The organism is Tengunoibacter tsumagoiensis, assembly GCF_003967535.1.
Classification (GTDB): Bacteria; Chloroflexota; Ktedonobacteria; order Ktedonobacterales; family Ktedonobacteraceae; genus Tengunoibacter; species Tengunoibacter tsumagoiensis.
Genome location: NZ_BIFR01000001.1, coordinates 5,055,173 through 5,078,510 on the forward strand (window position 1 = coordinate 5,055,173; position 23,338 = coordinate 5,078,510).

Genomic DNA, 23,338 nt, shown 5'->3' on the forward strand with positions numbered 1-23,338 from the left:
TTCTGTCACTACCATCGACGCGTGGCCTGCATCGTGACCAGCAACGACGCCAGGATTGTTACCGCCTGGCCGTCGTTGCCTGGATAGTCATCAAAAATCAAAGGGGTGCTTTATGAATCACAATCAGAGCGAGGTGGCGCGAATCAGGGCGCAGATCGAGGCTGAGCTGAGTGGTGCCAAACAAGGCCTCGAAGGGTTCGCTGAGACTGCGAAACATCGATTTATCACGGAGAGAATGGCGGCAGGGTGCAATGAGATCGCTGAGGTGGTAGGGGCCCAAGAGGCGCGGCGAATTGTTTGTGAGATCATGGAAAAGATTGGATAAGAAAATGGAATTAGAAATCAAGACCAGACATGCCCATGACTATCAAGAGCCAACACGATCATCAGATGATGATACATTCGGGAAGGACTGCTCGGCAACACACCAATGCACACGCGATAATAAAACGCAGGGCAATTGCATCGCCGGTCCTCAAGGTCACGATGGTATGCACTACTGCGGTAGATGCGCCACATATTTCTAGCCGCTATTCTTTCTTGAGCCCCTGGAGATCCATCCAGGGGCTCATTTTGTGCCCCGAGTACAATGTATTTTAGTGGGGAATACATTGTTTTCGATGAAAAAGGAGAAAGCGCATGCCAACACAAATCCAACCCGCAGTATTAGGGGTATTACCAGAAACACCAGGGCGTCAGTACTTCGCGTACACCTGCGACATCTGCCAGGATAAAATGATCGGGACATCGCAGCGCATGACGAAAAGCCAGGCGGGCAATGACTACGTCAAAACAACATACCACTGCGAATCCTGCGACATCTGGATGACAACAGAATTACCTAGAAGCCTGGTCGTGAAAATCGTTGATGAGAGCTGCTTGCCGCCGCCAGCAAAGCTCTAAAGCGAATCATCACTAATTTTGATGGAATCTGAGAAATTCATCAAAATTGGTGATGATTTTTGTTGACAAAGAACAAAGGTTCAATTATACTCATCAGTAACGAGGTATGGCCCGTCGCGGCCATGCCTTTTTGCGTCTCTAACGACTTTTTCGAAAGGCCTGGTCATGATGCAATTGCAAGATACCGACGATGCTGAACTACCACTTAGTAGCCTGCAATCCCTGAGGCCAGAGGCCATCGATCTGGCCAGGCGGCTCAACCCGTTGCTCGGGCACTTGGCCGACGAAAAAGGCAACGCCGACATCGTTCTAGAGATTCGGCGAGGAGAGGCGACGGCATATAATGTTTCTCGCCGATTTAAATTAAGTTAGGGAGAGTCATGGAAAAATTTAAAATATTTTATGATGGGCACACCTACACGCCTCAATGGTCGGATGATCCTTCTCAAAAGGAAAAGGCCACAATACCTATTTCATCAATCCAAGATCTTGCCTCGTTCGTAGCGAAGGCCCTGCCAGACGATGTAGATCTCTCGCCATTGGCGAAGGTCGTCGAAAAAGCATCTGCGAATCGAGAGAATCGTATTAAAAAAGCCTTGGTAGGCATAGCAGATGCTGCGGTTCTTGGTCGGCCCACAATCGAGATTCGCCGATTTATCCTGATATATTGGCGAGACAAGGCCTACACAGCGTATGGCGTCGAATTCGTTGATGGCGAGGAAGACTCTGATGGCGAGGAAGATGCGAGAAAGCCACGGGTTTTTTTGTATGACGATGCTGGTGGCGATTTGCGACACATTCATTCTAGCATGGAAGGGCTCCGAGTGTACCTTCATTCTCGAGATATAATCTTTCATTTCGAGGTTATTTAAGGGAGAGCCATGCATGCATCGCCAGCACCGACAACACCCGAAGATCAAGCCTGGCTTCAGCGTCCAGGTGAGAATGATCGTTGGTATCAGCGATTCTCTCAGTATCTGGCCGCTGGTGCATCACGGTCAATCCGTGGGGTCTACAATGCCGAGCGCCGCAATGAGCGGAGCAAGCCGGTGCCTGCGTCGTGGACCGCAGCGGCGAAGATGTTCGATTGGCAGCGAAGAGCAGCGGCCTACGATGCCTGGCGGCGCGCTGAAGTGTTTGCGGCAGGCAATGCGAGCGACCTGGAGCGCGTTAAGAAGCTTGACACTCTCATTGAGAAGCTCCATGGCAAAGCGATGGCGGAATTGGAGAAACTCGATGTTGACGCTGATTTCAGCGCCGAAACCACCGCAAAGGTCGTCGGTCAGCTGCTCGCAGCAGTCGATGTCATGGCGAAGCACACAGGCGGCTATGCGTCGCAGCCTGGCGGCAAAGGCGGCAAAGCACTCAGTGTCTCGGTCAGCGCTGGTGCCGGCGAGGATGAAGAGCAGCGCCTCCGCGTCGTCTTCTACATGCCAGACGTCGATGGCGACGTCGCGGTTGCTGGTAGCTCTCAGCAGATTGATGGAGTAGAATGATGATGATTAGCTTTTACGGCCTGGCCGCGTGCGCAACGCTGGTCCTCGCACATGCAACGGTTCGGAGGATTTTCGGGGAGGCATTGGCCGCGCTGATTATCGTAGGCGCGCTGTGGACGGGGCTCGGAATCGTAGCAACAATGATCTTCTGGCAACTCTACAATGCAGTGGTGTCGATGTGGTCTGCGCCGACCATCAACATGTGGCAAGCCTGGCTCGCCTATCTCCTCGTGACCATTGGAGTGTTTATCGTCGGTCCTGTTTTCTCGGCTCACGACGACGAGATCGCGTTATAGCTTCTCCTCCACCAAAGGCCATCTATGACGTTCGCAGCGCGCTCTATTCCACGACCCGTTGAATCCTTTGTCGCACAGCAGCAAGCTCTCGGCGCAGAGATCATCGGACCACAGCGAGGGCCGCAGGAGCTCTTCCTGGCATCGCCAGCAAAGATCACGATCTACGGCGGAGCAGCTGGCGGCGGTAAGACATTCGCGCATCTCTTGATGGCGTTGCGATATGCAGCTCTGGACCCGCGACCAGGCTATAATGCGGTGATTTTTCGCAGAGTCATGCCGCAGGTCACATTACCAGGTGGTCTCTGGGATGAGTCGCAGATGATGTACAGCCTGGCCGGCGGCAAGGCGAATCAGAGCCGCTATGAGTGGCGCTGGCCTCAGCATCGGACAAAGATCAAATTCGCCTCAATGCAGTACGAGTCCGACAGGCTCGCATGGCAAGGATCGCAGCTGGCATTCATCGGATTTGAAGAACTCACACATTTCCTCGAATCGCAGTTTTTCTATATGCTCTCCAGGGCCCGAAGTACATGCGGTGTCATGCCGCGAGTGGTCGGAACAGTGAACCCCGATGCAGATTCGTGGGTCAAGGCATTCTTAGCGCCGTGGGTCGATGATAGCTACGACGGTCACGGTGGTCACGCAGCAAGCGGAGAGATCCGCTGGTTTGTCCGAGATGGCGGCGTCATCTCATGGCTCGCTCCAGGAGAGCGACATCCCGACGCGGTTAGCGTCTCATTCATCGCCGCGTCAATCTTTGACAATCCAGCGTTACTCTCAGCGGACCCCGGCTACCTCTCAGCGCTGAAAGCCCTCCCGCTCGTCGAGCGGCAACGCCTCCTCTTTGGTGACTGGTCGGCGCGGAACACAGGCAGTCTATTCAAACGACACTGGTTCCCCCTCGTTGACCAGGCACCTCCTCACAGCGACATTGCTCGCATCGTGAGGTACTGGGACGTCGCAGCGACAGAGCCATCGGAGACCAACAAAGACCCTGACTGGACCGTTGGCATCAAGGTTGCCCGTCTGGTCGATGATAGCTATGCCATCCTGGACATGCGACGCGAACGATACAGCCCGGCCAGCGTTGAAGCGTTGGTGAAGCGCACCGCAGACGAAGACGGCCATGAGATCCAGGTCTACATGGAACAAGAGCCTGGCGCGGGCTCAAAGTCGCTCATTGATTATTATCGGCGCAAGGTGCTGCCAGGCTATGCATTCTTCGGCCACAAGGTCGGCGCGGACAAAGAGACCAGAGCGCAGCCGGTCTCATCGCAAGCGCAAGCTGGCAATGTGCGCCTGGTGCGATCGGCGTGGAATGATGCTCTCCTCTCAGAGCTTGAAGCGTTCCCGACTGTTGGCGTCCACGACGATGCCGTCGATGCACTCAGCGGTGCCATGGAGCAGCTCTTTGGCAAAAGCGCACAGAGCCATGTCGAGTATGCCAGGAAATTAGCGGAGTTGAGGATGAAGCGATGAAGTATCGATATCGGCTGTTCTGTGATGATTGCACCGGCGATGAGCATGGTTGCTTCGGTGGCGGCTCTGAGTTAAGCGAGGAAATTTTTGACACGACCTCGGAAGCCTTTGATGCAGGCCACGCAGCGACGGAAAGCTGCGCGCCCTGGGGTTTCATTGTCACTGATGAAGATGGCAGGGCTGTCGTGGTCGATGAAGATGGCAAGGTCGTCGATGATCCTGATGGGTATCGCCGCGCCATGATGCACTTTTTTGCAAGTTTCAATCTTTTTAATATGGATATCTTGAAGGGCCGCAAAGGCAAACAATTATTTTTTCTAGGGCAATTATGAATAAGACAACAATGACACACACCATCAATATTACCACGGATCTTACCGGCGTCGGCCTGGAGCAGATCGCTGAATATCAACGTTTCTGGCGAGAGGTTATTAAAAATTTGGAGTTCGAGGCTGACGTGGTCTCGACGATAACCGAGCATATGCCGGCTGCGGAGGTGGAGCAATAATGGCAGAGCAGAACTCAAAATTGTTCGACGACCTGTTCGCCGATGCTATCAAGCAGATCAAAGCCTCGATCGACGAGACCAAAGAGCGCATCGCTCTCCAGGCGAGCTGCAGAATGCGTCGATTTTACCTTATAGGCGATGATGGTAGATCCAATATTGCCGCTGTGGGCATTGTATTCAGTGATGGGGCGGTAATGCTGCGGTGGGAGAAGAAAATAGAGGGTGAAGCATGGTTTGGTGAATGCTCCTTCTATGACTCTGTTGAGCGTCTGGATATAGTTTGTGGCAAGTCGTTCAGTGTCAAGTACATTGATGCCGAGGTGAAACAATGATCACCACCCAAGCCAAAGAGAAATCCACGCCACCATTGCTCAACCGGGCACAACGCAGAGCAGGCTGGCGCTACGTCGCACGCAAAGCACGAGCAAAGATCTCGTCGTCGCAGCGCCAGGCGATGAAGGCATCGCAGAAATTGCATTGCAAAGAATGCGGATTCGCATTCTTAGGCTCTAGCAATCGATGTCAGTGCAAGGCATCAATCAAGCATCAATCAGGAGATCCGCTCTATGCCTAGCCCCCTCCACGTTCCCGTCGCTACCATCAGCACGATCACACCGCACTCCAATGCCGACAGCCTCGACCTCGCGCAGGTCCTCGGTTGGCAATGCGTTGTGCCTCGCGGCAAGTACGCCGCCGGTGACAAAGTCGTCTATTTCGCTCCTGACACCGTCCTGCCTCGCGAGGTCAGTGATCGCTTCGGCGTCACTGCGTACCTGGATCACCAGCGCATCAAAGCGACACGGCTGCGCGGCGAGCCATCGTTTGGCCTGGTCATGCCGTGTGAAAACGACGAATGGCAAGTCGGCGATAACGTCGCTGAGCACTACGGAGCGGCGAAGTATGAGCCACCACTGCGCGGCCAGGGTAAGCACATCGATAACCCCGATGCGCAGCCCAAAGATCCGCTATTTCCCGAGTACACTGCCATCAACAATCTGCGCCACCATCCGAACGTCTTCGGCGATAACGAGATCGTTGTTGTTACCGAGAAGATCCACGGCACCAACAGCCGCATCGGCATGGTCAACGGTCAATGGATGGCCGGCAGTCATCGGGTGCGACGCGGTGAAGGCGATGAGTTGTACTGGTCTCCGCGTCGATTCTGGGGCGTCAAAGCACTGATAGAAAACCTAAGCAAGTACCACCAACAGATCATCTTGTACGGTGAGATCCTGGGTAGCGATGTGCAATCGCTGGATTATGGCTACAAAGGCCATGAAGGATACAGAGCATTTGATCTCTTAGTAGATGGTCGATTCCTCGACTATGACGCATTTTTCGGAATCTGCACTGAGTACGGAGTCAAGATGGTACCTCGCATTGCTCCATTTACTTACTGTACGCTTGACAAGGCCCGCAAGTGGGCATCCGGAGTAACACAAGTGGCACCAAGCGGAGACTGTTTCGGTGCGAATATCCGCGAAGGCGTCGTCATCAAGCCGCTCATCGAGCGCACCGATCCGAGGATTGGCCGCGCTATACTCAAGTATGTCAGCGATGATTTTTTGCTGGCGAAGAAATCAGATTTTACGGAGGTGTAGCATTATTTTCTGGCCGTTCCTCCACCACAGCCTGCACCTAGCAATAATTGCTCGTCCTCGACTCCTCGCTATTTGCCTCTGATTACACCACGAAAGATCACCGATGTCACGAAGATCGCGCAGACAAAAACAGAATATAGAGCAGATCGTTGATGCTGCGATAGCGCGCCGATTCTCTCAGCTAGCATTGCCACCCGGCGCTACTCCTCGGCCTATCAATCAAGACGCGCTGTTGCAGCAGATGCAGCAGAGCCAGGCCCCGGCCAAGCAGGGAACTCCGATGTTTTCGCCTGGCGCACCGCTGACTCCGCAGCCTGATCTAAGCCCTGGAGGCATGCCTCGAGGCTGGCAATTTCCCGTCGGCTACAACATCTCAGTGCGACCGCGCAGCACTGAGGCGACCAGCTTTGATACCCTGCGCAATCTGGCAGCGCTCTATGATGGTGCAATGCTCTGCGAGCAAGTATGGTTGGACACGGTCGCAAAGCTCAACCTTGTCATCAAGCCACGACCTGAGTTAATCGTTGGGGACGCTGATAGCAGCGATAAGAAATTCGCCGCAGACATTGCCCGCTACACCGAGTTTTTCTCGATGCCAGATCCAGGCAATGGCTACGATCTCAAATCGTGGCTTCGAATGGCAACACGAGAAACATTGCAAATCGATGCCCTCGCGATCTATCCTCGTCTGAATCGAGGCGGCGGGCTTTATGCATTGGAGATCGTCGATGGTGCCACGATCAAGCCACTCTTAGATCCGCGTGGCCGACGACCACAGCCGCCATACCCGAGCTATCAGCAATTCCTGTATGGAGTGCCCGCAGGTCTCTACACCAGCGACGAAATGCTGTATTTCCGAGAGACGGTGCGCGCTGATAGCCCCTATGGTTTGTCTCGCAATGAGAGAATTATACTTCGCATCAACCAGGCTCTTCGCAAGGAAAACAAGGATCTCTCGAGATTTACGGATGGCAATGTTCCAGCGGGTCTCTTAGAGCCGCCTGACGATGGCAGTCAGTGGACGCCTGAGCAACTCCTCGCATATCAAGATTTATGGGATGCGTTGCTTGCCGGAAACGATCAGGCGCGAAGCCGCGTCAAGGTGATTCAGCCTGGCAGCAAATACACGGCAACGGATGACAAAGACATCTATGTCGATTTTGACCAATTTCTGTTAAACATCACGACCGCATGTTATTCGATGACGCTCGCTGATCTTGGTTTCACCGAGGATGTTAACAAATCGAGCGGAGATAGCCAGGAAAACGTTTTCTACCGACGCGCTGTGCAACCGCTGGTAGACCGCTATGCAACGTTGTTCTCATTTATTCTCAAAAAGTACTTCAACGAAGATCGGTTCATCGTCACATTCGCAGGCTTCGAAGAGGCTGAAGACTTCCAGGCGCAGGCAACCGCGTACTCAACGCTTGTCACCTCTGGCATTGTGTCGCCGAGTGTCGCGGCGCGCCAACTCAAGCTACCTGTCGAGAAAGACATACCGCCATTCATTCTCACCAAAGATGGCCCCGTCTTCCTGGAGGACATTGCCGATCCTGCGATGCGCAAAGCTTCCAACGATGCTAAAATGGCAGGCTTCGAACTCGCGAAGAATCCCCCGACCGCGCCGAATGGCAACGAAGAGCAGCAGAAGCAAGGAACCCCACCGGAGCAAGGCGCAAAGCCCAACGACGACGAAGAGCGAAGCGAGTACCCTGATTTTTTCGGCGTGGCCGTCGAGAGTGGCGGCCACCATCAAAATCGCAGATATCCCTGGAGAAGCGGCTAGCCAGTGCCATCCAGGGATTCATCAGCCTGGCCAAGCTGAGCAAAGATGGTGTCGAACTGCCAGACCAGGCGGCGCAATCTCAGCTCGTCGATGCAATCACTGAACTCCTGGAAAGTGCCAGGACTGAAGGAGAACGCATTGTCGGCCAGGCTCAGCGACAGATGATCAGCCTGGCCAACTTCGCAAGCCGCGCATCCGAGGTCGTTGCCGGTATCATCGAACAGATCAAGGATCGCGTCGCTGGTATCATCGATGCGATCTTTGGTGACGGCGAGGGTGAGGAGATCAGCGATGCAGAGAAGCAAGCACAGGCTGAGACTGAGTTCGACGCATGGGGCGAAGAATACGCAGATATGGTCGGCCAGACAGAGGTCTGCGCGGCGGTCGAGGAAGAGGTGGTGCATCAAATGCAACAGGCAGGCGTCGAGGAGATCTACTGGCTCGCTGAGCCTGATGCGTGCGATCGGTGCCTCGCAAATGCTGACGCCTCGCCTCTGCCTATAGATCAATTATGGCCATCGGGTGACACTGCTCCGCCGGCGCATCCTCGGTGTCGATGTACGATTGCGCCGGCATAGGATTAGACAAAAATGAGCACAATGAGGACAGACGTTGAGGCTCGATGTCTGCCAGGCGATCTCTGGCAACTTGGCAGGCATCGCATTCTCTGCGGAGATTCGACTGATAAGCATCATGTTGGACGATTATTGACTGGTATCAAAGTAGATGCAGTTGTCACCGATCCACCGTATTGTAGCGGCGGTTGGCAGGAAGCAGGGAAGAGCAATGGAAGCATTGGAACTGGCGCGCCAGGAAGAGCAACTATCATTAATGATCAGCTCTCCACACGAGGATATATGGCTCTGATAAGGCAGGCGGTGATGGGAATTGAAGCAAACATCATCAATGTCTTTACTGATTGGCGCATGTGGTGCTACCTCTTCGATGTCGCAGAAAGCAGAGGATATGGTGTAAGATCGATGGTCGTCTGGGACAAGAAAAGCATGGGTATGGGTATTGGTTGGCGTGCTCAGCATGAACTTATCCTGGTAGGAACCATTAGTAAAGGGTGTTTTGACCTAAAGGCAGGGCATGGGAACGTCATTTCCTGCCAGCGATCTGGCAATATTTGGCACCCCACTCAAAAGCCACTGCCAGTCCTTGAATCTCTTCTCAGCGTAATTCCAAGAGCCACCGTCATCTATGACCCCTTCCTTGGCAGCGGTTCGACTCTGCTGGCCGCGCACAACAAAGATCGCCATTGTTACGGCATCGAAATCTCTCCTCATTATTGCGACGTCACCATAGCTCGCTACGAATCACACACCGGCGACAAAGCCATCCTCATTGAACGACTGGAGAACCCATAACCCATGACAAATTTAGCTAGCGCCGAACCTATTGAGCGCGGCACACTCCCCGAATCCATCAATTATTACATCCCCATCGAGCGGATCGATCGCGAAAAGCGCGAAGTCATTGGCACTGCTACAGCGGAGGTCGAAGACGGCCATGGAACGATTTTTCGCTACCAGGGCAGCAAAGATGCTTTCACAGCATGGCGCGGAAATATCCGGGAGATGCACGACCCCCACAAGGCGGTTGGGCGAGCACTGGAGATCAAACCTGACGACGACAACAAACAGATCATCGTCCGCGCAAAAATCAGCAATGGCGCTGAAGACACCTGGCAAAAAGTCTTAGATGGCACGCTCACCGGCTTTTCGGTTGGCGGCAAAAACGGCAAATGGTCAGAGATCGACAAAGACGGTCGCCGCGTCCAAATCCTGGATCGCTACGATCTCGTCGAATTGTCGCTCGTCGATAACCCGAGCTGTCCAGTCGCCAACATTGCCATTGTCCGGGCTAACGGCTCTGCAACCGATGTTCTGGCCGCTGACAGCGAAGATGAGATCTCACCGTCTGCCGAGCCAGTCGATGAGTCCATCGAGCGTGCCGGTGCTCGGATCTCCGCTGACACCAAGTCATCGCTGCATACCATGCGCGACCAGGCGATGACGCTCTGCGGCTGTGATGATTGCGTTGGTATGGTTGAGAAATTGGCTGCCGGCGAGGATGCACAGCAGCGTGCTTTGATCGCGGAGATCATCCGCGAAGTCAATGTCGCGATCCAGGCGCAGCTCGGCAGTACGACTCAGCGCGTCAACGCTCTGCTGGCTCGCGACGCACAACGCAAAGAAGCGCCAGATCTGACGAGGCGCGTCGATGATCTGTCCTCGCAGCTTGACGAGATCAAGACTCTCTGCAAAAAAATCGCGGAGACGCCACTCGATGGCGGGCCAGTGCTGCATGGCGCGGGCGTGGCTGTCGAGAAGCACCTGGCGACCAGCGGCGTGCAACGAAGTGCGATGAGCGACGCGGACGTCATCCAGCGCGCAGCAGAACTTGGATTCGCGCCGCCAACCAATGTCGACGATGCCATTCGCGCCGCTGCGGCCCTGGTGCCTCGCCGATAATCTATGCTCATAGCATAGCTTTGTATGTCATCGCGTCCCCGCTCTCTCTCCCACATATGCTCTCTGCATACTTCCTCTGTTTTTTCTATCCTCAAGGAGCACTACCTTGGCTCAAAAAATTGATGCGCTCGTCGAGCGTGTCCGTGGACTTTCCCCGGAATTGGCGACCGAGATCGTCAACGAATTAACACCGATTACTCATGGCTTACCTGCGCCTAGCAAGGAAATGACCCGGCAGCAGGTCGGATCGATCTACCGTAATGCACTGCCTCCGAATGCATCCGACCAGGCTGACATCAGCAATCAGACGGTATCACTCGTCAAAAATGCTCAGGCTGACTTTGTTCGTGCTGGTACCAATCTTGCAACGGGTTTTATTGGATATGATCTAAAAGCCCCGGCTGCAATGCTGATTCCGTTCCTGACGCCCTTGCTCAATATGACGCCGCGCCAGGCTGGCGTAGGAGTGCCGATTCACAACTGGAAAGCTGTCGTCGACTTCTTTGGCGGAAATTCTCCTTTATCGGTCCTTGGTGCAGTCGATGATGGCGGCACACCTAGCTATGTCAGTCGCACAGTCACCGCACTGTCGAACACCTTTCAAACCATCGGACTCCAAGACGCCCTCACCTTCCAGGCTGAATGGCGCGGTCGAAGCTTCGAGGGGGATCTGCGCGCACTCTTGACGTCACAGCTCCTATATGCGCTGAAGCTGATCGAAGAGAACTGGCTCATCAATATGAGTGATTATCTCTGGACTCCACCGCCTCCCCTGGTCTCGACGAGCACCACCGGCGGATCTCTGGCCGCGACGAATCCGTACTGGTTCGCCGTCACCGCTGTCAACACTAACGGCGAAACATTGAGCACTGGTATTCTTGGGCCATACACCATTGCCAGCGGCACCACCGGCAGCATCGCACTCACGTTATTCACAGTGCCCAACACCACGACGAAATACAACGTGTACGCCGCGACCGCAGCCTCTAAGCCAGCGGCATCCGCCATGTTCCTCCAGAGCGCAGCCTCAAATTTCGGTGGCGCGTCGGCTCTGAACCAGCCAGCCTCACAAATTCAAGGAAATTTCAGCGCAACCATGACCTCGCTGACGACCAGCGGCACCGCGTTGAGCACGGTGGTTTCCAATACAGCGATGGTCAAGCCTTCGACTCTGTCTCAGCCGCTCACCTGGCAGGGAGCTCAAAGCCTGGTGTATAACAATGCCGGCATCTTCGCCAACATCGCAACCGGCACCGGGGCATTGAAATCATTTATCACTCAGCCAGCGGCTACCACTGGCTACCTGGCTCTCTCCGACATACAGAATCAATTCTTGCAGATGTTTAACGCCGCGCGCGCAAACCCCGAATACCTGTTTTGCAGCCCACAGGACGCGATCACGATTACTAACCTGGTTACTGCGGCTGGCAACACACGCGTTGTGGTCTCTGCCGACTCGGCTTCATCACAGAACAATTTGATCGCCGGATACAGAGTAACGAAGATTCTCAATGAGGCCACCGGTCGGCTAGTTGACATCGTGCCACTGCCGTATTTGGCGCAAGGCACGCTCATCTTCGGCTCGATGAGCTTTCCGTACCCTGTTTCTGGCTACAATGATCCTCCATTCAGAATCATCTACAACCGTGACTACTACGGAGTCGATTATCCACCGACTCAGCAAAACCCGACGGCCTGGGGTTTCGGCGATTTCGTGGACGAGACGCTCTGCAACGAATTTCTCGGCGGTTGGGGCATCCTCAACGGCGTTGTCTATCACTAAGATCGAGGTTCGGTGAGATTGATTCTCACCGAACTACCTGGAGGTCATCATGGCCAAGAAAAATCAGCAGAGCAGCGCAACCTCAGCCGAAAGAGAAATACAGCAACAAAGCGAGGAGACTGCGCAGTCCGACGAGATCCTTGCGGTGACGCTGCGAATGGACAATAGCTTTGAGTATCACCTCAACCTCAAGAGATCGGTCCTGGCTGGTATCCTCGATCCCGACGTCGGGGACGTGTTTATTGAGGTTCCCTGCCCCGTCGCAGGAACAAAGCGATTCCTGCACACGTCGCGGATCAAAGAGCTCGATGCGCGAGGGTTGTAGAACATGACGATCCAGGCATCGGATACATTCGCTCGGGGCAACCAAAGCGGATGGGGAACGGCCAGCGATGGCGAGACGTGGACCGAGACGGGCGTTGGAACGCTGTCAATCAGCGCAAATAGCGGGTTGATCTCATCGCTTGCCACAGACACCCATGTGCAGCTTGGGAGCAAGACGCTGACCGACCAGGATGTGAGCGCTCGCGTGGCCATCGCCAATAGCGGAGATGTCGTTGGAGTCCAGGCGCGCTTTTCTGCTGGTGGTGGCAACACGACCACCTATAAATTTTTATATTATGGTGGCGGTGTGCATCTCAATAAGGCCAATGCCGGCACTAACACCCAGATGACCACTGCAACATTTACCATGGTCGTCGCCACGCATTACTGGATGCGACTTCGATGCATCGGCACATCGCTCTATGGCCGCGTCTGGCAAGATGGCACCATGGAGCCAACGACCTGGACGACAACCACAACGGATTCCTCGGTGTTATCGGGCGGCTTTGCGGTTCTGGCCAACGGCAACACGGCCAGCGGCATTAGCATCGATAATTTTATCGCCGACGACCTGATCGTACCCGTAAGCTCGCCGCAGAATACAACGGTCATCGCGACAGGCAGAGACGGCAAAACATCCGCTACAGGCCGCGACGGCAAAGCAACGGCAAGGGGGCATTAATGGCAATATCTCCATGGTATAAGGGTGACACAGCGCCATCCTGGACGATCTCGCTCATCCCTGATAGCGGCACTATCAATGTCGCGTCACTTTCTCCATCCAGCTTTACACTATTGATCAAAAATACCGATAATGGCGTCGAGGTCGTAGGCTCTGGTACCTTCTCGGCCATCACCGCAGCCAGTGGCAGCACGCCGGCGAGCGTCGTTTATCAGCCATCTAGCGCTGATGTTGCGAGCCTCGGTAATTATGTGCTCTTCCTGGTTATCTCATTTCCAGGCGGTTTCACTGAGACATTGAGCATCGGAGTCTTCCAGGTGATCGCCAAATGATGAATACATACATCAGTGTCGCTGACTATCTTCGCGCGCCGTCAGGCCACGACACCTCAACGCTCGTATCGAATGTCTTATTGCTTTCATCGTCAACAACAACAGGTGCAACAACCTTGCCTGTGACCGCGCTCACGGCTGCGCAGTCCAGCGGAGATCGCATCTATCTCTTTGATGGCAGCGCGACCGAGATTGTGACCCTGACGGCAGCGGCAACCATTGGCGCGACGTCGCTCACCTGCACACCGCTGAGCAATGCGCATACTGCTGGCATCTCGCTGTGTAGCGATGGAAGCGGGGGTAGCCTGGCGTCCATGATCATCAATGCCTCGGCGCAGATCGAGGCTTTCTGCCGGCAGCCTTTACTCCAGGCATCGCATAGCGCCGAACGGCTTCAGCTGCGCTCTATGCGCGCAGCGATGAACCGAGATTATCAATTGCTGATTCGGCCAAAGCAATTCCCTGTGACAACAGTGTCGGCGGTGACGATCTCGCTCAATGCATCGACAACGATCAACCTGGATGCAAGCCAGGCCATGATCGACGCCGATCAACAAATTGTGACGATTGCGCAACTCTCCACAACCTCGGGGACGGTGCCGTGGTCGGGGATTACACGGCCTCTCTCGCAGACCACGCCTGGCTTTGTACAGATCTCATATACCGCAGGTTATGCATACGCATCATTGCCATACGACATCAGCCAGGCATGCATCTGGCTCGTCAGCGATCTTCTGAGCGATCGGCGAAATCCAACCGGCGCGGCTGAGGTTCGGCTCGGCGATGTGCAACTGATAACCAGGCTACGCGGCGAAACCACTGGCCGCTCTGTCCTCGTGATGCGTGCTGAATCCGCGCTTTCTCCTTACAGACAGCGAGCCTTTTAATGTTCGATACAACCATGACCATCAAGCGCTCAGCTGCGACGGTCCGCACTGGCATTCCAACGAATATTCAGAATATGCAATGGCGGGTCGCAGCGGATCTTGGCGGCCAGAGCCCCTATGATTCATTCTGGATTCGCAGCACCGGCGGCGGCCCGCTCGATATTCGACGTGGCGATCTGCTCATCGATGAGCACAACATCGATCCGCTGACCGGCGCATTGACGCGCTACCGAGTCTTCGGAAACGTGGAGTCCTACGGCCAGACATACGCAAAAATACCGGCTGAGAAGCTGCTAGGAGTGTAATATGGCTGGATTCTCGATGAGCTTCGACCCGCGAAGCCTGGCGCAGATCGCGCAGTTCGCGGGCTTCGGCGTCTATATGAGCGAGGAAGTCCAGGCAGCGCTCAGCGAATCAGGGGATATCCTCGTGGGTGCGGTGCGCGGCAACATGCATTGGCAGAATCCAAGTGGACGCCTGGAGGCATCGATCCGCAAGGTCAACGATTCGCCATATGAGCTCGAGATCGGCTCGGATCTTCCCTACGCCAGGCGTCGCGAATTTGGTTTTAGCGGTATGGTTGATCGCCTCGGACGCTACTATCACTTTGACCCCGGTGCCTACTACTTCGCCGCCGCTGCCAACCAGGAACACGACCACGTCTTCGGCCTTGTCGAGGACGCAGTTGAGCGTGCACTGAACAGGCTAGGAGCCTAACCATGCCAACCTCACCGAACACCTACGCCGTCGCCACGGCCATCAAGGCGATCATGGCAGGCGCGACCGTCAACGGATCTCCAGCATATGCCAACACAATCATCGGCGGACTCAAGGATTATACCGATGCTATGCCGGTCGGCGTGGTCATGGCCGTTGCTGGCTCTGTGGAGCGCTATACGCTCGGCAGATCCGCGAAGATCCACGATAAGCCGCACTTTAACATTGCGAGCGTGGTGCCGTACGCTAGCGCCTCGTCGGCTGAACAGCAACTCTATGCGATCCGCGACGCTGTAACGTTTCTCTTTGCGCAGTCAGCGACGTTGAGCGTCGCAGGGCCAGTGATTGTCAATATGGTGCCTGGTAGCGAGCGCTATTCGTTCCCGACGATCAACGGCAACAATTGCCGAGCACACGAATTCCTCCTCGAAATTACCTACGAATACTTCCTCCCGAACGGCCCACAGCCGTAAACTACCTCTTCTAAGGAGTCCATTATGGGCACAGCAGCCAAGGGAACCCTCGGCCTCGTCCTCGAAAACATCAATAATCCAGGTCCGCAGCTCCTTTACAACGGCGCTGTGTCAGCCTCGTTCTCACTGACCACGCAGCCTAGCGGGTCAACAGGGATGCGCTTATACATCCTGGTGCAAGGCAACACCACGACTGGCACCGTGACGATCACCGGCACCGGTGTCGGTGGCGGCACGCCGACCGAGACAACGCCTACAATACCAATCCAAGCGGCGGGCCAGGCAGTCCAGGTCAACGACTATGAATATGTCAGCACCAACGTCTACGCGACCGTGAACGCCAACGGCATCACCACGACCGGCCTGGCGAACGCGAAGATCATGATCTACGGTGTCCAGGCTGCGAAATATCTCATTCCCTGCATCGCCGACATCGAAGATCCCTTCGGCTACTTTTCGCCTCAAGAAGCGCGCGGCCTCCTGGATCGTGACACGAGATCGTTGCAGACCATCAAAAAGCCGACGATCAACAAAATTGACCAGGCTCTATACCCCGAGGCATCGATGTTTGCGGCCTACGCAGGTGTCAGCAATAATCCGGCTGTGGTCTCAATCCCCGCCTCACCGACGTCGCTCAAAACCAGCAGTGCTATCAGCGGTGGCCCATTTTCGCTGACCACTCAGCCGACCGCGCCAGGCATGGTACTCATTTTCACGGTGACTTCATCGTCGGCTACGGGCACCATCGTCGTATCAGGCACAAATCAGTGGGGCGTAGCTGTTTCAGAAACCATCACTGCCGCAGCGGGTGGTAGTAACGGCAACGGCACGTATTACAGCACCAATGTCTACAGCGCCGTCAATGCAAGCGGCGTGGCATTCACGGGATTGACCTCGGGCTCCTGCGCGATCACCGGCGTCTACGGCTGGCAATATACCTTCACACCGGACCTCAACGCACTCTATAGCGCGTGCCTGGAGTGGTACAGCGGCACCGATAGCAACGTCATTCCGCAGACTTACCTCACGGACCTGGAGTTTGCCTTCAACGTCGAAAAAGAGACGTCACTTTCAGTGAAGGGTGGGACGTGGGATGTTTTGCCGATCGGAAATCGCTCAACGAACCCACTGAGCGCGTCGCTTGTCTCATCGCTTGCGCAGCCGCAGGACTTGCCGATGGTCGGCTGGCAGACCGCCATCTACATCGATAGCCTTGGTGGCACACCGGCAACCACTGCTTACAGCAGCGTCGTTGAAGGCAAGGTCAGCATTAAAGTACCGCAGAAGCCGATCTACACGGCCACGGTGACGCAGAATTTCAATAGATTGTATCGACAGCAGCGCGAGGTCATGTTGACGGCGAAGATTGACTTCGCGAGTCTGGACCAGTTCGAAGCATACCGCACCAATCTCAAGCAATTTCTGGCGTTCCAGTTCCTCGGCGGCTACATCGGCTCCGTGGCCGGCACCATCTATTCAAAGTCGTGGACCTGGATCTTCCCCGCGCAATACGTCAAATTCAAACGCGACGCGACGAAGCTCGACAATGTCCAGGCTGATCTCGAGGCCAAAGGCATTTATGAGATCTCAAAGGGCTATTCGCACCAGTTGGTCATTGTGTCGCAGCAACCCCCGAACTACACCGCGTAATCCCCTGCGCCAGCGTGCTTCTTCGCTGGCGTACTCATTACTTCAACTCTCACTGCATATATAAAGGAACACATTGATATGTCTCGACGCAAAAGCATCGCAACCAAGCAAATCCGCGCCGACCACTGGGACGCCCACGAAGTCGTTATCATTCGAAGTCTCAACACTGAAGACGAAGAGCAGATCCAGGATGAGATCGCCAGCGTCAACGCGAACAGCCAGGTCCATCTCCACACTGGCCGCGTCAAACGCCTCACCCTCCAGCGCGGCATCGTCTCCTGGACACTCACGGACGACCAGAATCGCCCCCTGCCGCTCAATGAGCAGAGCATTCGCGGCCTGGATCGCGCCGACTCCAAATTTATCTTCGACGAGATCGAAGCCATCAGCGCTCCTCTGTCCGCTGAGGAAAAAAAAGAATCTACGACGAGTGCTACGCATGGCATCGAGGTCGTAGCAACCGCGTCCCACAGCAAGTAATCGACGCAGTCATGATGCAGCGCTTCGGTGGCTGGCAACAATATCGAAGCGCGCCACGTGGCGTCGTCGCCGAACAGATCGAGGAATGGTCGGCGATGCGCCAGGCTGAATACGACGCCAATAAAGACAATACACCGTCCTCTTAGCATCCCCTGGAGATCACCGTGTCAGACAACCTCAACCTCGCAATCAATGTCGCCGCCGTGGACATGGCCAGCAACGTCGTCAAAAATATTGGCGGCGCGTTGGCATCGCTCGGCAGCGGAAATGTCACCGCAGCAGCATCGGCTGCCGGTGCGGTCCTGCTTGGTGTTGGCGCGGCTGCGGTTGGCGTTGGTGTTCAGGCGACGAAGATGGCTGGCGACTTCCAGGAAGGACTCACATCTCTTGTGACTGGCGCGGGCGAAGCTCAGGCGAACCTCAAGGCAGTCGGCGATGGCATCCTGGATCTCTCTGTGAAGACAGCGACGAGCACGAAGCAGCTCACGGACGGCATGTATCTCATTGAAAGCAGTGGTATCCATGGTGCCGATGGACTCAAAGTGCTCCAGGCGGCAGCTGAGGGGGCGAAGGTTGGATCTGCGGATCTCGGTGTCACGGCTAACGCAGTCACCACGATTCTCACTGATTACCACCTGCCAGCCACCGAGGCCGCGTCAGCAACGAATGCATTGATCACCACAGTTGCCTCGGGAAAAACACATCTCCAGGATCTCGCGTCTTCAATGGGTTCAGTGCTCCCTCTGGCCTCTTCGCTCGGTATCTCATTTCCGCAGGTTGGCGGGGCCATCGCGACGATGACCAACGCTGGCATGGGAGCGCAGCAAGCGTCGCAGAACCTCGCGAATACGATCCGCAGCCTGGCCGCGCCCAACGCTGCCGCTGAGAAAAGCATGAAAGCCGTTGGTCTGTCGGCACAGGATCTCAAAGACACATTGCAAAATCAGGGCCTATCCGCAGCACTGCAAATGGTCGAGGATCACGTCGGCTCAAAGTTTCCAGCAGGGAGCGTCGAGGCGGTGAATGCCTTTAAACACATTGTCGGTGGTGCCACTGGATACAATGTGGCGCTGATGCTCGGTGGGCAAAACATGAAGACCTTTGAGGGCAATGTCGACTCGATTGGCAAGGCGATGAAGAGCGGCGGCGATTCGGTGCAGGGCTGGAGCCTGGTACAAAAAGACTTCAATTTCCAGGTCGGCCAGGCACAGCAGGCTCTCAATGCGCTGCTCATTAAAGTTGGGTCCGCATTGCTACCGGTGCTTTCTCAGCTCATGGCGCAGGTCACACCGCTCATCTCTCAATTTTCAGAGTGGGCGACGCAGCATCATGTCCTCGAGGCCGTCGCGTCCGCACTCACTGCGACCATCTCAGTGCTGTCGCAGGTTATTGTCACCGTGGCCAGGGATATAGCATCGCTTGTCTCTGCCATTGTGCAGATCGTTGCCTTTTTCCAGCATAGCCAGGTCGCCACCGACGCATTGCTCGCCGCGCTCGCAGGTCTGGCCGCTGGACTTGCGATTTATCTAGCGACGTTGCTTCCAGCGCTGATAGCCTCATTTTGGACATGGGCGGTCGCAGCTGGCGCGGCTGCCGTGGCAACATTGGCCGCCATCTGGCCATTCGTTGCGATCGGCGCAGCGGTGGCACTCGTCGTTTTCGCGATAATCATGGCAGTGCAGCACTGGGGGGACATCATCAAATGGTTGCAGACTGTGTGGGCGGCGTTCTCAGCGTGGTTCCAAGATGCAATGCATGCAGTGGGCGCATTTTTCATCAACATCTGGCATGGCATTCAGCAAGCCATGCAGGCGGCGTGGAATTTTATCGTGAACGCCGCGAAGATCGCCGTAGCGGTGTTGCTCATCGTCTTGTTTGGCCCGATCCTGGCCATCGCGGCGCTCTTTGTCTGGCTCTACCAGCACAACATCTATTTCCAGATGCTCTGTGATGCCATCGTCGCCGCCGTCAAAATAGCGATAGCCTGGCTGATGTCAGCATGGCAAAGTGCCGTCGATTGGATCGTCGCCGCCTGGACGTTTTTGTCCGATGCGACGACTCGTGGATGGGCAACGATCACAACGGCCATCATGGTTGCAGTGCAGATCGTGTGGTCCTGGCTCGTCGCGATCTGGACGACGATATCATCGTGGATCTCCGACAAGTGGAATAGCTTCGCAGATCTGGCGAAGACTGCCTGGTCCGCAGTGGCCTCGGTTTTCTCGGCGATCTGGACGACGTACCTGTCCAAACCACTCGGCGACCTATGGACTTCCATAAGCACCTGGTTCTCTTCGCTGGCAACATCCGCGACAACCTGGGGAACCAACCTGATCCAGGGCTTCATCAACGGCATCAAAAACATGGCCAGCAACGTCGGCCAGGCTGCCTCTGACATCGCCGGCAAGGTTGCCTCATTTCTCGGATTCCATTCGCCCGCGAAGGAGGGCCCTGGATCTGAGCTGATGACGTGGGGCCCAGGCTTGATCAGTGGCTTCAGCGAAAGCGTCAAGAGCGCACTGCCAATCCTCGACGCCACCATGCAGGTCACAGCGCAACACGTCGCAGTGCTCGGCCAGCCTGGCGCGTCCGGTGTGACGACGTCGGGTGGCACTGCGGCATTGAGTGGCGGCGGTAGCGGTACCGTGATCAACATCACGGTCAATGCGCCAGCTAGGACACGCAACGAGGCCAATGAGATCGCTGATATGGTGCTGGATAAGCTGAGCCGTGAGCTGAGACGCAGCGGTAATCTGGTGACCGTGACCAGCGGCGGAAGGAGCTGAGCTTTGTTTACTGTGATAAATGGCTTCGACTACACCGACTACATCGAATTTCCATCGATTTCGATCCACAGCGCGATCAGCGATCCGCAGCCACGCGCCGGCCTCGAAGTCACTGATATCGGCTCGCAGTTCAGCTTCAGCATCGGTCAGGAAGTCATCATCTTCGACGAGAACGCGACACCGACCTATACGTCCAGTGGCCGCGCAGTGCCAACGACGCCATCGCATAATGTGCTGATCGGCATGCCCAATGTGAGCCCATGGACCGCTGCTGGCGCGTTGAGTTCATTGATCACGGTGGCCGTCAATCCGACGATGACATTCAACAATTCGGCGCTCGGCAGTGGCTCCTACGGCCAGATTTGCCCGGCTGGCCACGTTCGGCCAGGCCAGCAGTACATGTTTTCGATGTACATGCTCATGACCACGCCGCTCGTCAACGCCAACGCATTCCTCCAGCTCGACTTTATCGATGCTAGCGGTAACGTCATCGGTGGGGCAACGACCACGACTATAGCAGCGCTTGGCAACAATCAGCAGCAGCAAATCACGGTCGTCGGCACCGCACCAGCGACCGCAACGGCACTCAAGGCCAGCTTTGGGGGGACTACGACGGTCGGCGGGTCCAATAGCGGCGTCGTGGTCTTTGGATCTCCGCAGGCTGAGCCGATGTGGTTTACCTCGCTTGCTCGTGGTGTGACCTACCCAACCGCCGACAACAACATTGCGCAGGTCGGCAGTGCGCAGATGCCCGACGGCACGTTCTCGAGGCAGTGCCGCGTCTTCGCGGGCACGATCGACGACTACGTGATCACCTACGACGGCCCGAATCGGATATGGCAACTCAGCATCGCCGGGCCAGGCGCGTTGCTTGAAAACGGTTTGATCAATGCGATTTACACTGGCCAATACGACGACCAGATCATCACATCGGTCGTGAGCAATAACTTCGCTGGCCAGATCAGCCTGGCCGCGCCGAATAATTCGTCGGCTGCGCCAGTGCAGCGCGGTGCATACATCGATTCGGTGAGCTACTCCGACAATACACTGCGCGAGATCCTTAATGGCCTGGTGGATCAAAGCGGCTTTGTGTATTACATAGATTATTACTATGCGATCCGCTATAACACCGCGTTCTACACGGCGGCACTGTTCGCATTGACGAGCGAGACACCGGACAATGCCTCGCTGTTCAACTACTACGACTTTTCTCTGGAGTCCGACGGCACCCAACTAAAACGTCGCGTCAAGGTGACGGGCGGCAAGTTCATCGCACCGGCAATCTCCGATACATTCAGTGGCAACGGATCAACAAAGGTCTTTGCACTGTCGCAGTCGCCGTTCAATGTTCAATCGGTGACGGTTGGCGGATCGGCGCAAACTACTGGCGTCGCAGGCCGCGATACGCTCGGCAGTGGTGGCATTGTAGCGCTCATCGACAAAGCCAATAAGACGCTGACGTTCCAGAGCGCTCCGGGCAGCGGCACCAACAACGTCATCTGCACTTATACGTACGAAGCACCCGTCGCGACGCAGAGCGTCAGTGGTTCCAGGCCTGCTGTGGCACCAGGGTATGCGGTGCCGAATTATGATAGCAAAGTCAACGATACTAACTTGATTACACTGGTGTCGGCGACCACGCGCGGATTGGCTGAGCTGACGAAGTATAGCCAGCCGCGCACCATCATCAAGCTGAAAAGCGACCACTTCGCCCCAGCTGGTAGCATCATTTACCTCACTCATATGCTGAGCGGTATCATCAATCAGCCATATACGGTGCAATCGATCGATGCCAGCTATCTCGGCAATGGCATTAACGAATACGCCTACCAGCTCGGTGCCTACCAGCCAGGACTCATCGATCACATCCGCAACGCAAACAAAGCGCTCAACCGCAGTACCACGACGCTCAACATCACCACTCCACAGCAGATCGATGTCGTCGCGTCGGAAATTATCGCCTGGCGCGACGCAATCTCGGCCACGGTGCAGACGGCCTATGCGACATCAGTGTACGGGACCGGCCACTATGGTTCCTGCGCATACGGTGGCGCGACCGGTCTCTATGGATCGACGGCACAATACGGGAGATCAACGATCTATGGCTAATATCATCGACAATATTCGCAGTTGCATTGTGCGCATCGTCGCACCAGGCGACACCTTGCGCTTCAGTGGCCTGGTGCGTGTCCGCGAACTACCGCGAGACTGCGATCTCACGGACTTTATGGAGTGGTGGCCGAGACTAGCAGCGAATGAGCGAGATCGCTACACGGTCTACGAACACAAGAATGTGCTGACCAGCGCTGGCCGCGCTCAATTGCTGACCTACATTGGCAGCTCGACGGCCACCACGCTCGGCTTTGCTCAATTCTTCGCGGTCGGGACTTTTCCGATCAACGCAGTGAGTCCAGGTGACACCTCGGTGCAAACAGAGATCTTCAGAGCTGTGCCTGGCTCGCAGACGATCACAGGAACCCAGATCGATATCTCAACATACTTCGGCCCGTCGCAGGCCAATGGCACCTACACTAATGCCGGCCTCTACGGCATCAATGCAACATCGACGATCGGCAGTGGTACCCTCATGACCCACACGCTCTACGCATATACCAAGCCCAACGGCACGCCGATCACCAACGATTATCTGATCTCGCTTCAATAATGGAGACCACACA

General features: G+C 55.6%; 30 protein-coding genes. 29 read left to right on the forward strand and 1 reads right to left on the reverse strand.

All coding sequences use genetic code 11. The features are described 5' to 3' along the window. Window positions 1–112 precede the first annotated feature (112 nt). The 13 genes from EL628_RS19875 (at window position 113) to EL628_RS19935 (ending at window position 8,069) form a co-directional block, all read left to right on the forward strand. Entirely contained in the window at window positions 113–325 is a 213-nt protein-coding gene (locus EL628_RS19875) for a hypothetical protein (protein WP_126581646.1), read from the forward strand. A 314-nt stretch (window positions 326–639) separates the two neighbouring features. Further along, complete coding sequence (locus EL628_RS19880; RefSeq protein ID WP_126581647.1) at window positions 640–903, forward strand: hypothetical protein; 264 nt, start codon at window positions 640–642, stop codon at window positions 901–903. 165 nt (window positions 904–1,068) lie between these two features. Next, complete coding sequence (locus EL628_RS19885) at window positions 1,069–1,275, forward strand: hypothetical protein (RefSeq protein WP_126581648.1); 207 nt, start codon at window positions 1,069–1,071, stop codon at window positions 1,273–1,275. An 8-nt stretch (window positions 1,276–1,283) separates the two neighbouring features. Then, complete coding sequence (locus EL628_RS19890) at window positions 1,284–1,775, forward strand: hypothetical protein (protein WP_126581649.1); 492 nt, start codon at window positions 1,284–1,286, stop codon at window positions 1,773–1,775. A gap of 9 nt (window positions 1,776–1,784) precedes the next feature. Then, window positions 1,785–2,399, forward strand: coding sequence for a hypothetical protein (locus tag EL628_RS19895; RefSeq protein WP_126581650.1), 615 nt, complete (start codon window positions 1,785–1,787; stop codon window positions 2,397–2,399). After that, window positions 2,396–2,695, forward strand: a complete 300-nt coding sequence (locus tag EL628_RS19900) for a hypothetical protein (RefSeq protein ID WP_126581651.1) — start codon at window positions 2,396–2,398, stop codon at window positions 2,693–2,695. The genes EL628_RS19895 and EL628_RS19900 overlap by 4 nt, the downstream gene beginning before the upstream one ends. A gap of 24 nt (window positions 2,696–2,719) precedes the next feature. Then, window positions 2,720–4,174 (forward strand): phage terminase large subunit, encoded by a 1,455-nt coding sequence (gene terL / locus EL628_RS19905; RefSeq protein ID WP_126581652.1) that lies wholly within the window; start codon window positions 2,720–2,722, stop codon window positions 4,172–4,174. After that, window positions 4,171–4,506 carry a hypothetical protein gene (locus tag EL628_RS19910; protein ID WP_126581653.1) on the forward strand — a complete coding sequence of 112 codons (336 nt, stop codon included), beginning with the start codon at window positions 4,171–4,173 and terminating at the stop codon, window positions 4,504–4,506. Before terL ends, EL628_RS19910 begins: the two co-directional genes overlap by 4 nt. Next, window positions 4,503–4,682, forward strand: a complete 180-nt coding sequence (locus tag EL628_RS19915; RefSeq protein ID WP_126581654.1) for a hypothetical protein — start codon at window positions 4,503–4,505, stop codon at window positions 4,680–4,682. The genes EL628_RS19910 and EL628_RS19915 overlap by 4 nt, the downstream gene beginning before the upstream one ends. After that, on the forward strand, window positions 4,682–5,014 hold the full coding sequence (locus EL628_RS19920) for a hypothetical protein (RefSeq protein WP_126581655.1): 333 nt from the start codon (window positions 4,682–4,684) through the stop codon (window positions 5,012–5,014). The genes EL628_RS19915 and EL628_RS19920 overlap by 1 nt, the downstream gene beginning before the upstream one ends. Beyond that, window positions 5,011–5,256 carry a hypothetical protein gene (locus EL628_RS19925; RefSeq protein WP_126581656.1) on the forward strand — a complete coding sequence of 82 codons (246 nt, stop codon included), beginning with the start codon at window positions 5,011–5,013 and terminating at the stop codon, window positions 5,254–5,256. Before EL628_RS19920 ends, EL628_RS19925 begins: the two co-directional genes overlap by 4 nt. After that, on the forward strand, window positions 5,249–6,283 hold the full coding sequence (locus EL628_RS19930; protein WP_126581657.1) for an RNA ligase family protein: 1,035 nt from the start codon (window positions 5,249–5,251) through the stop codon (window positions 6,281–6,283). The genes EL628_RS19925 and EL628_RS19930 overlap by 8 nt, the downstream gene beginning before the upstream one ends. A gap of 103 nt (window positions 6,284–6,386) precedes the next feature. Further along, window positions 6,387–8,069, forward strand: coding sequence for a phage portal protein (locus EL628_RS19935; protein WP_126581658.1), 1,683 nt, complete (start codon window positions 6,387–6,389; stop codon window positions 8,067–8,069). Here the strand turns inward: EL628_RS19935 and EL628_RS19940 are convergent. Beyond that, window positions 8,066–8,578, reverse strand: coding sequence for a hypothetical protein (locus tag EL628_RS19940; protein WP_126581659.1), 513 nt, complete (start codon window positions 8,576–8,578; stop codon window positions 8,066–8,068). The two genes, EL628_RS19935 and EL628_RS19940, sit on opposite strands and share 4 nt — an antisense overlap. An 81-nt stretch (window positions 8,579–8,659) precedes the next feature. Between EL628_RS19940 and EL628_RS19945 the strand changes: the two genes are divergently transcribed. The 16 genes from EL628_RS19945 to EL628_RS20015 all read left to right on the forward strand — a co-directional run bounded on the left by EL628_RS19945 (window position 8,660) and on the right by EL628_RS20015 (window position 23,325). After that, window positions 8,660–9,439 (forward strand): DNA-methyltransferase, encoded by a 780-nt coding sequence (locus EL628_RS19945; protein WP_126581660.1) that lies wholly within the window; start codon window positions 8,660–8,662, stop codon window positions 9,437–9,439. A gap of 3 nt (window positions 9,440–9,442) precedes the next feature. Beyond that, window positions 9,443–10,546 carry an HK97 family phage prohead protease gene (locus EL628_RS19950; protein WP_126581661.1) on the forward strand — a complete coding sequence of 368 codons (1,104 nt, stop codon included), beginning with the start codon at window positions 9,443–9,445 and terminating at the stop codon, window positions 10,544–10,546. Window positions 10,547–10,652: 106 nt separating this feature from the next. After that, window positions 10,653–12,329 carry a hypothetical protein gene (locus EL628_RS19955; RefSeq protein ID WP_126581662.1) on the forward strand — a complete coding sequence of 559 codons (1,677 nt, stop codon included), beginning with the start codon at window positions 10,653–10,655 and terminating at the stop codon, window positions 12,327–12,329. Window positions 12,330–12,378: 49 nt separating this feature from the next. Continuing rightward, window positions 12,379–12,654, forward strand: coding sequence for a hypothetical protein (locus EL628_RS19960; RefSeq protein ID WP_126581663.1), 276 nt, complete (start codon window positions 12,379–12,381; stop codon window positions 12,652–12,654). A gap of 3 nt (window positions 12,655–12,657) precedes the next feature. After that, on the forward strand, window positions 12,658–13,335 hold the full coding sequence (locus tag EL628_RS19965) for a hypothetical protein (RefSeq protein WP_126581664.1): 678 nt from the start codon (window positions 12,658–12,660) through the stop codon (window positions 13,333–13,335). Then, complete coding sequence (locus EL628_RS19970; RefSeq protein ID WP_126581665.1) at window positions 13,335–13,667, forward strand: hypothetical protein; 333 nt, start codon at window positions 13,335–13,337, stop codon at window positions 13,665–13,667. The genes EL628_RS19965 and EL628_RS19970 overlap by 1 nt, the downstream gene beginning before the upstream one ends. Further along, window positions 13,664–14,554 (forward strand): hypothetical protein, encoded by an 891-nt coding sequence (locus EL628_RS19975; protein ID WP_126581666.1) that lies wholly within the window; start codon window positions 13,664–13,666, stop codon window positions 14,552–14,554. Before EL628_RS19970 ends, EL628_RS19975 begins: the two co-directional genes overlap by 4 nt. After that, window positions 14,554–14,859, forward strand: a complete 306-nt coding sequence (locus EL628_RS19980) for a hypothetical protein (RefSeq protein ID WP_126581667.1) — start codon at window positions 14,554–14,556, stop codon at window positions 14,857–14,859. The genes EL628_RS19975 and EL628_RS19980 overlap by 1 nt, the downstream gene beginning before the upstream one ends. A gap of 1 nt (window position 14,860) precedes the next feature. After that, window positions 14,861–15,271, forward strand: coding sequence for an HK97 gp10 family phage protein (locus tag EL628_RS19985; RefSeq protein ID WP_126581668.1), 411 nt, complete (start codon window positions 14,861–14,863; stop codon window positions 15,269–15,271). Between the two features lie 2 nt (window positions 15,272–15,273). Further along, entirely contained in the window at window positions 15,274–15,744 is a 471-nt protein-coding gene (locus EL628_RS19990) for a hypothetical protein (RefSeq protein ID WP_126581669.1), read from the forward strand. Between the two features lie 24 nt (window positions 15,745–15,768). Beyond that, window positions 15,769–17,394 carry an Ig-like domain-containing protein gene (locus EL628_RS19995; protein WP_126581670.1) on the forward strand — a complete coding sequence of 542 codons (1,626 nt, stop codon included), beginning with the start codon at window positions 15,769–15,771 and terminating at the stop codon, window positions 17,392–17,394. A 78-nt stretch (window positions 17,395–17,472) separates the two neighbouring features. Continuing rightward, window positions 17,473–17,874, forward strand: a complete 402-nt coding sequence (locus tag EL628_RS20000) for a hypothetical protein (RefSeq protein ID WP_126581671.1) — start codon at window positions 17,473–17,475, stop codon at window positions 17,872–17,874. 11 nt (window positions 17,875–17,885) lie between these two features. Next, window positions 17,886–18,020, forward strand: a complete 135-nt coding sequence (locus tag EL628_RS30850; protein WP_281276550.1) for a hypothetical protein — start codon at window positions 17,886–17,888, stop codon at window positions 18,018–18,020. Between the two features lie 18 nt (window positions 18,021–18,038). Next, entirely contained in the window at window positions 18,039–20,660 is a 2,622-nt protein-coding gene (locus EL628_RS20005) for a phage tail tape measure protein (RefSeq protein WP_126581672.1), read from the forward strand. Between the two features lie 3 nt (window positions 20,661–20,663). After that, window positions 20,664–22,769, forward strand: a complete 2,106-nt coding sequence (locus EL628_RS20010; protein WP_126581673.1) for a hypothetical protein — start codon at window positions 20,664–20,666, stop codon at window positions 22,767–22,769. Then, on the forward strand, window positions 22,660–23,325 hold the full coding sequence (locus EL628_RS20015; RefSeq protein WP_126581674.1) for a hypothetical protein: 666 nt from the start codon (window positions 22,660–22,662) through the stop codon (window positions 23,323–23,325). The genes EL628_RS20010 and EL628_RS20015 overlap by 110 nt, the downstream gene beginning before the upstream one ends. Window positions 23,326–23,338 lie beyond the last annotated feature (13 nt).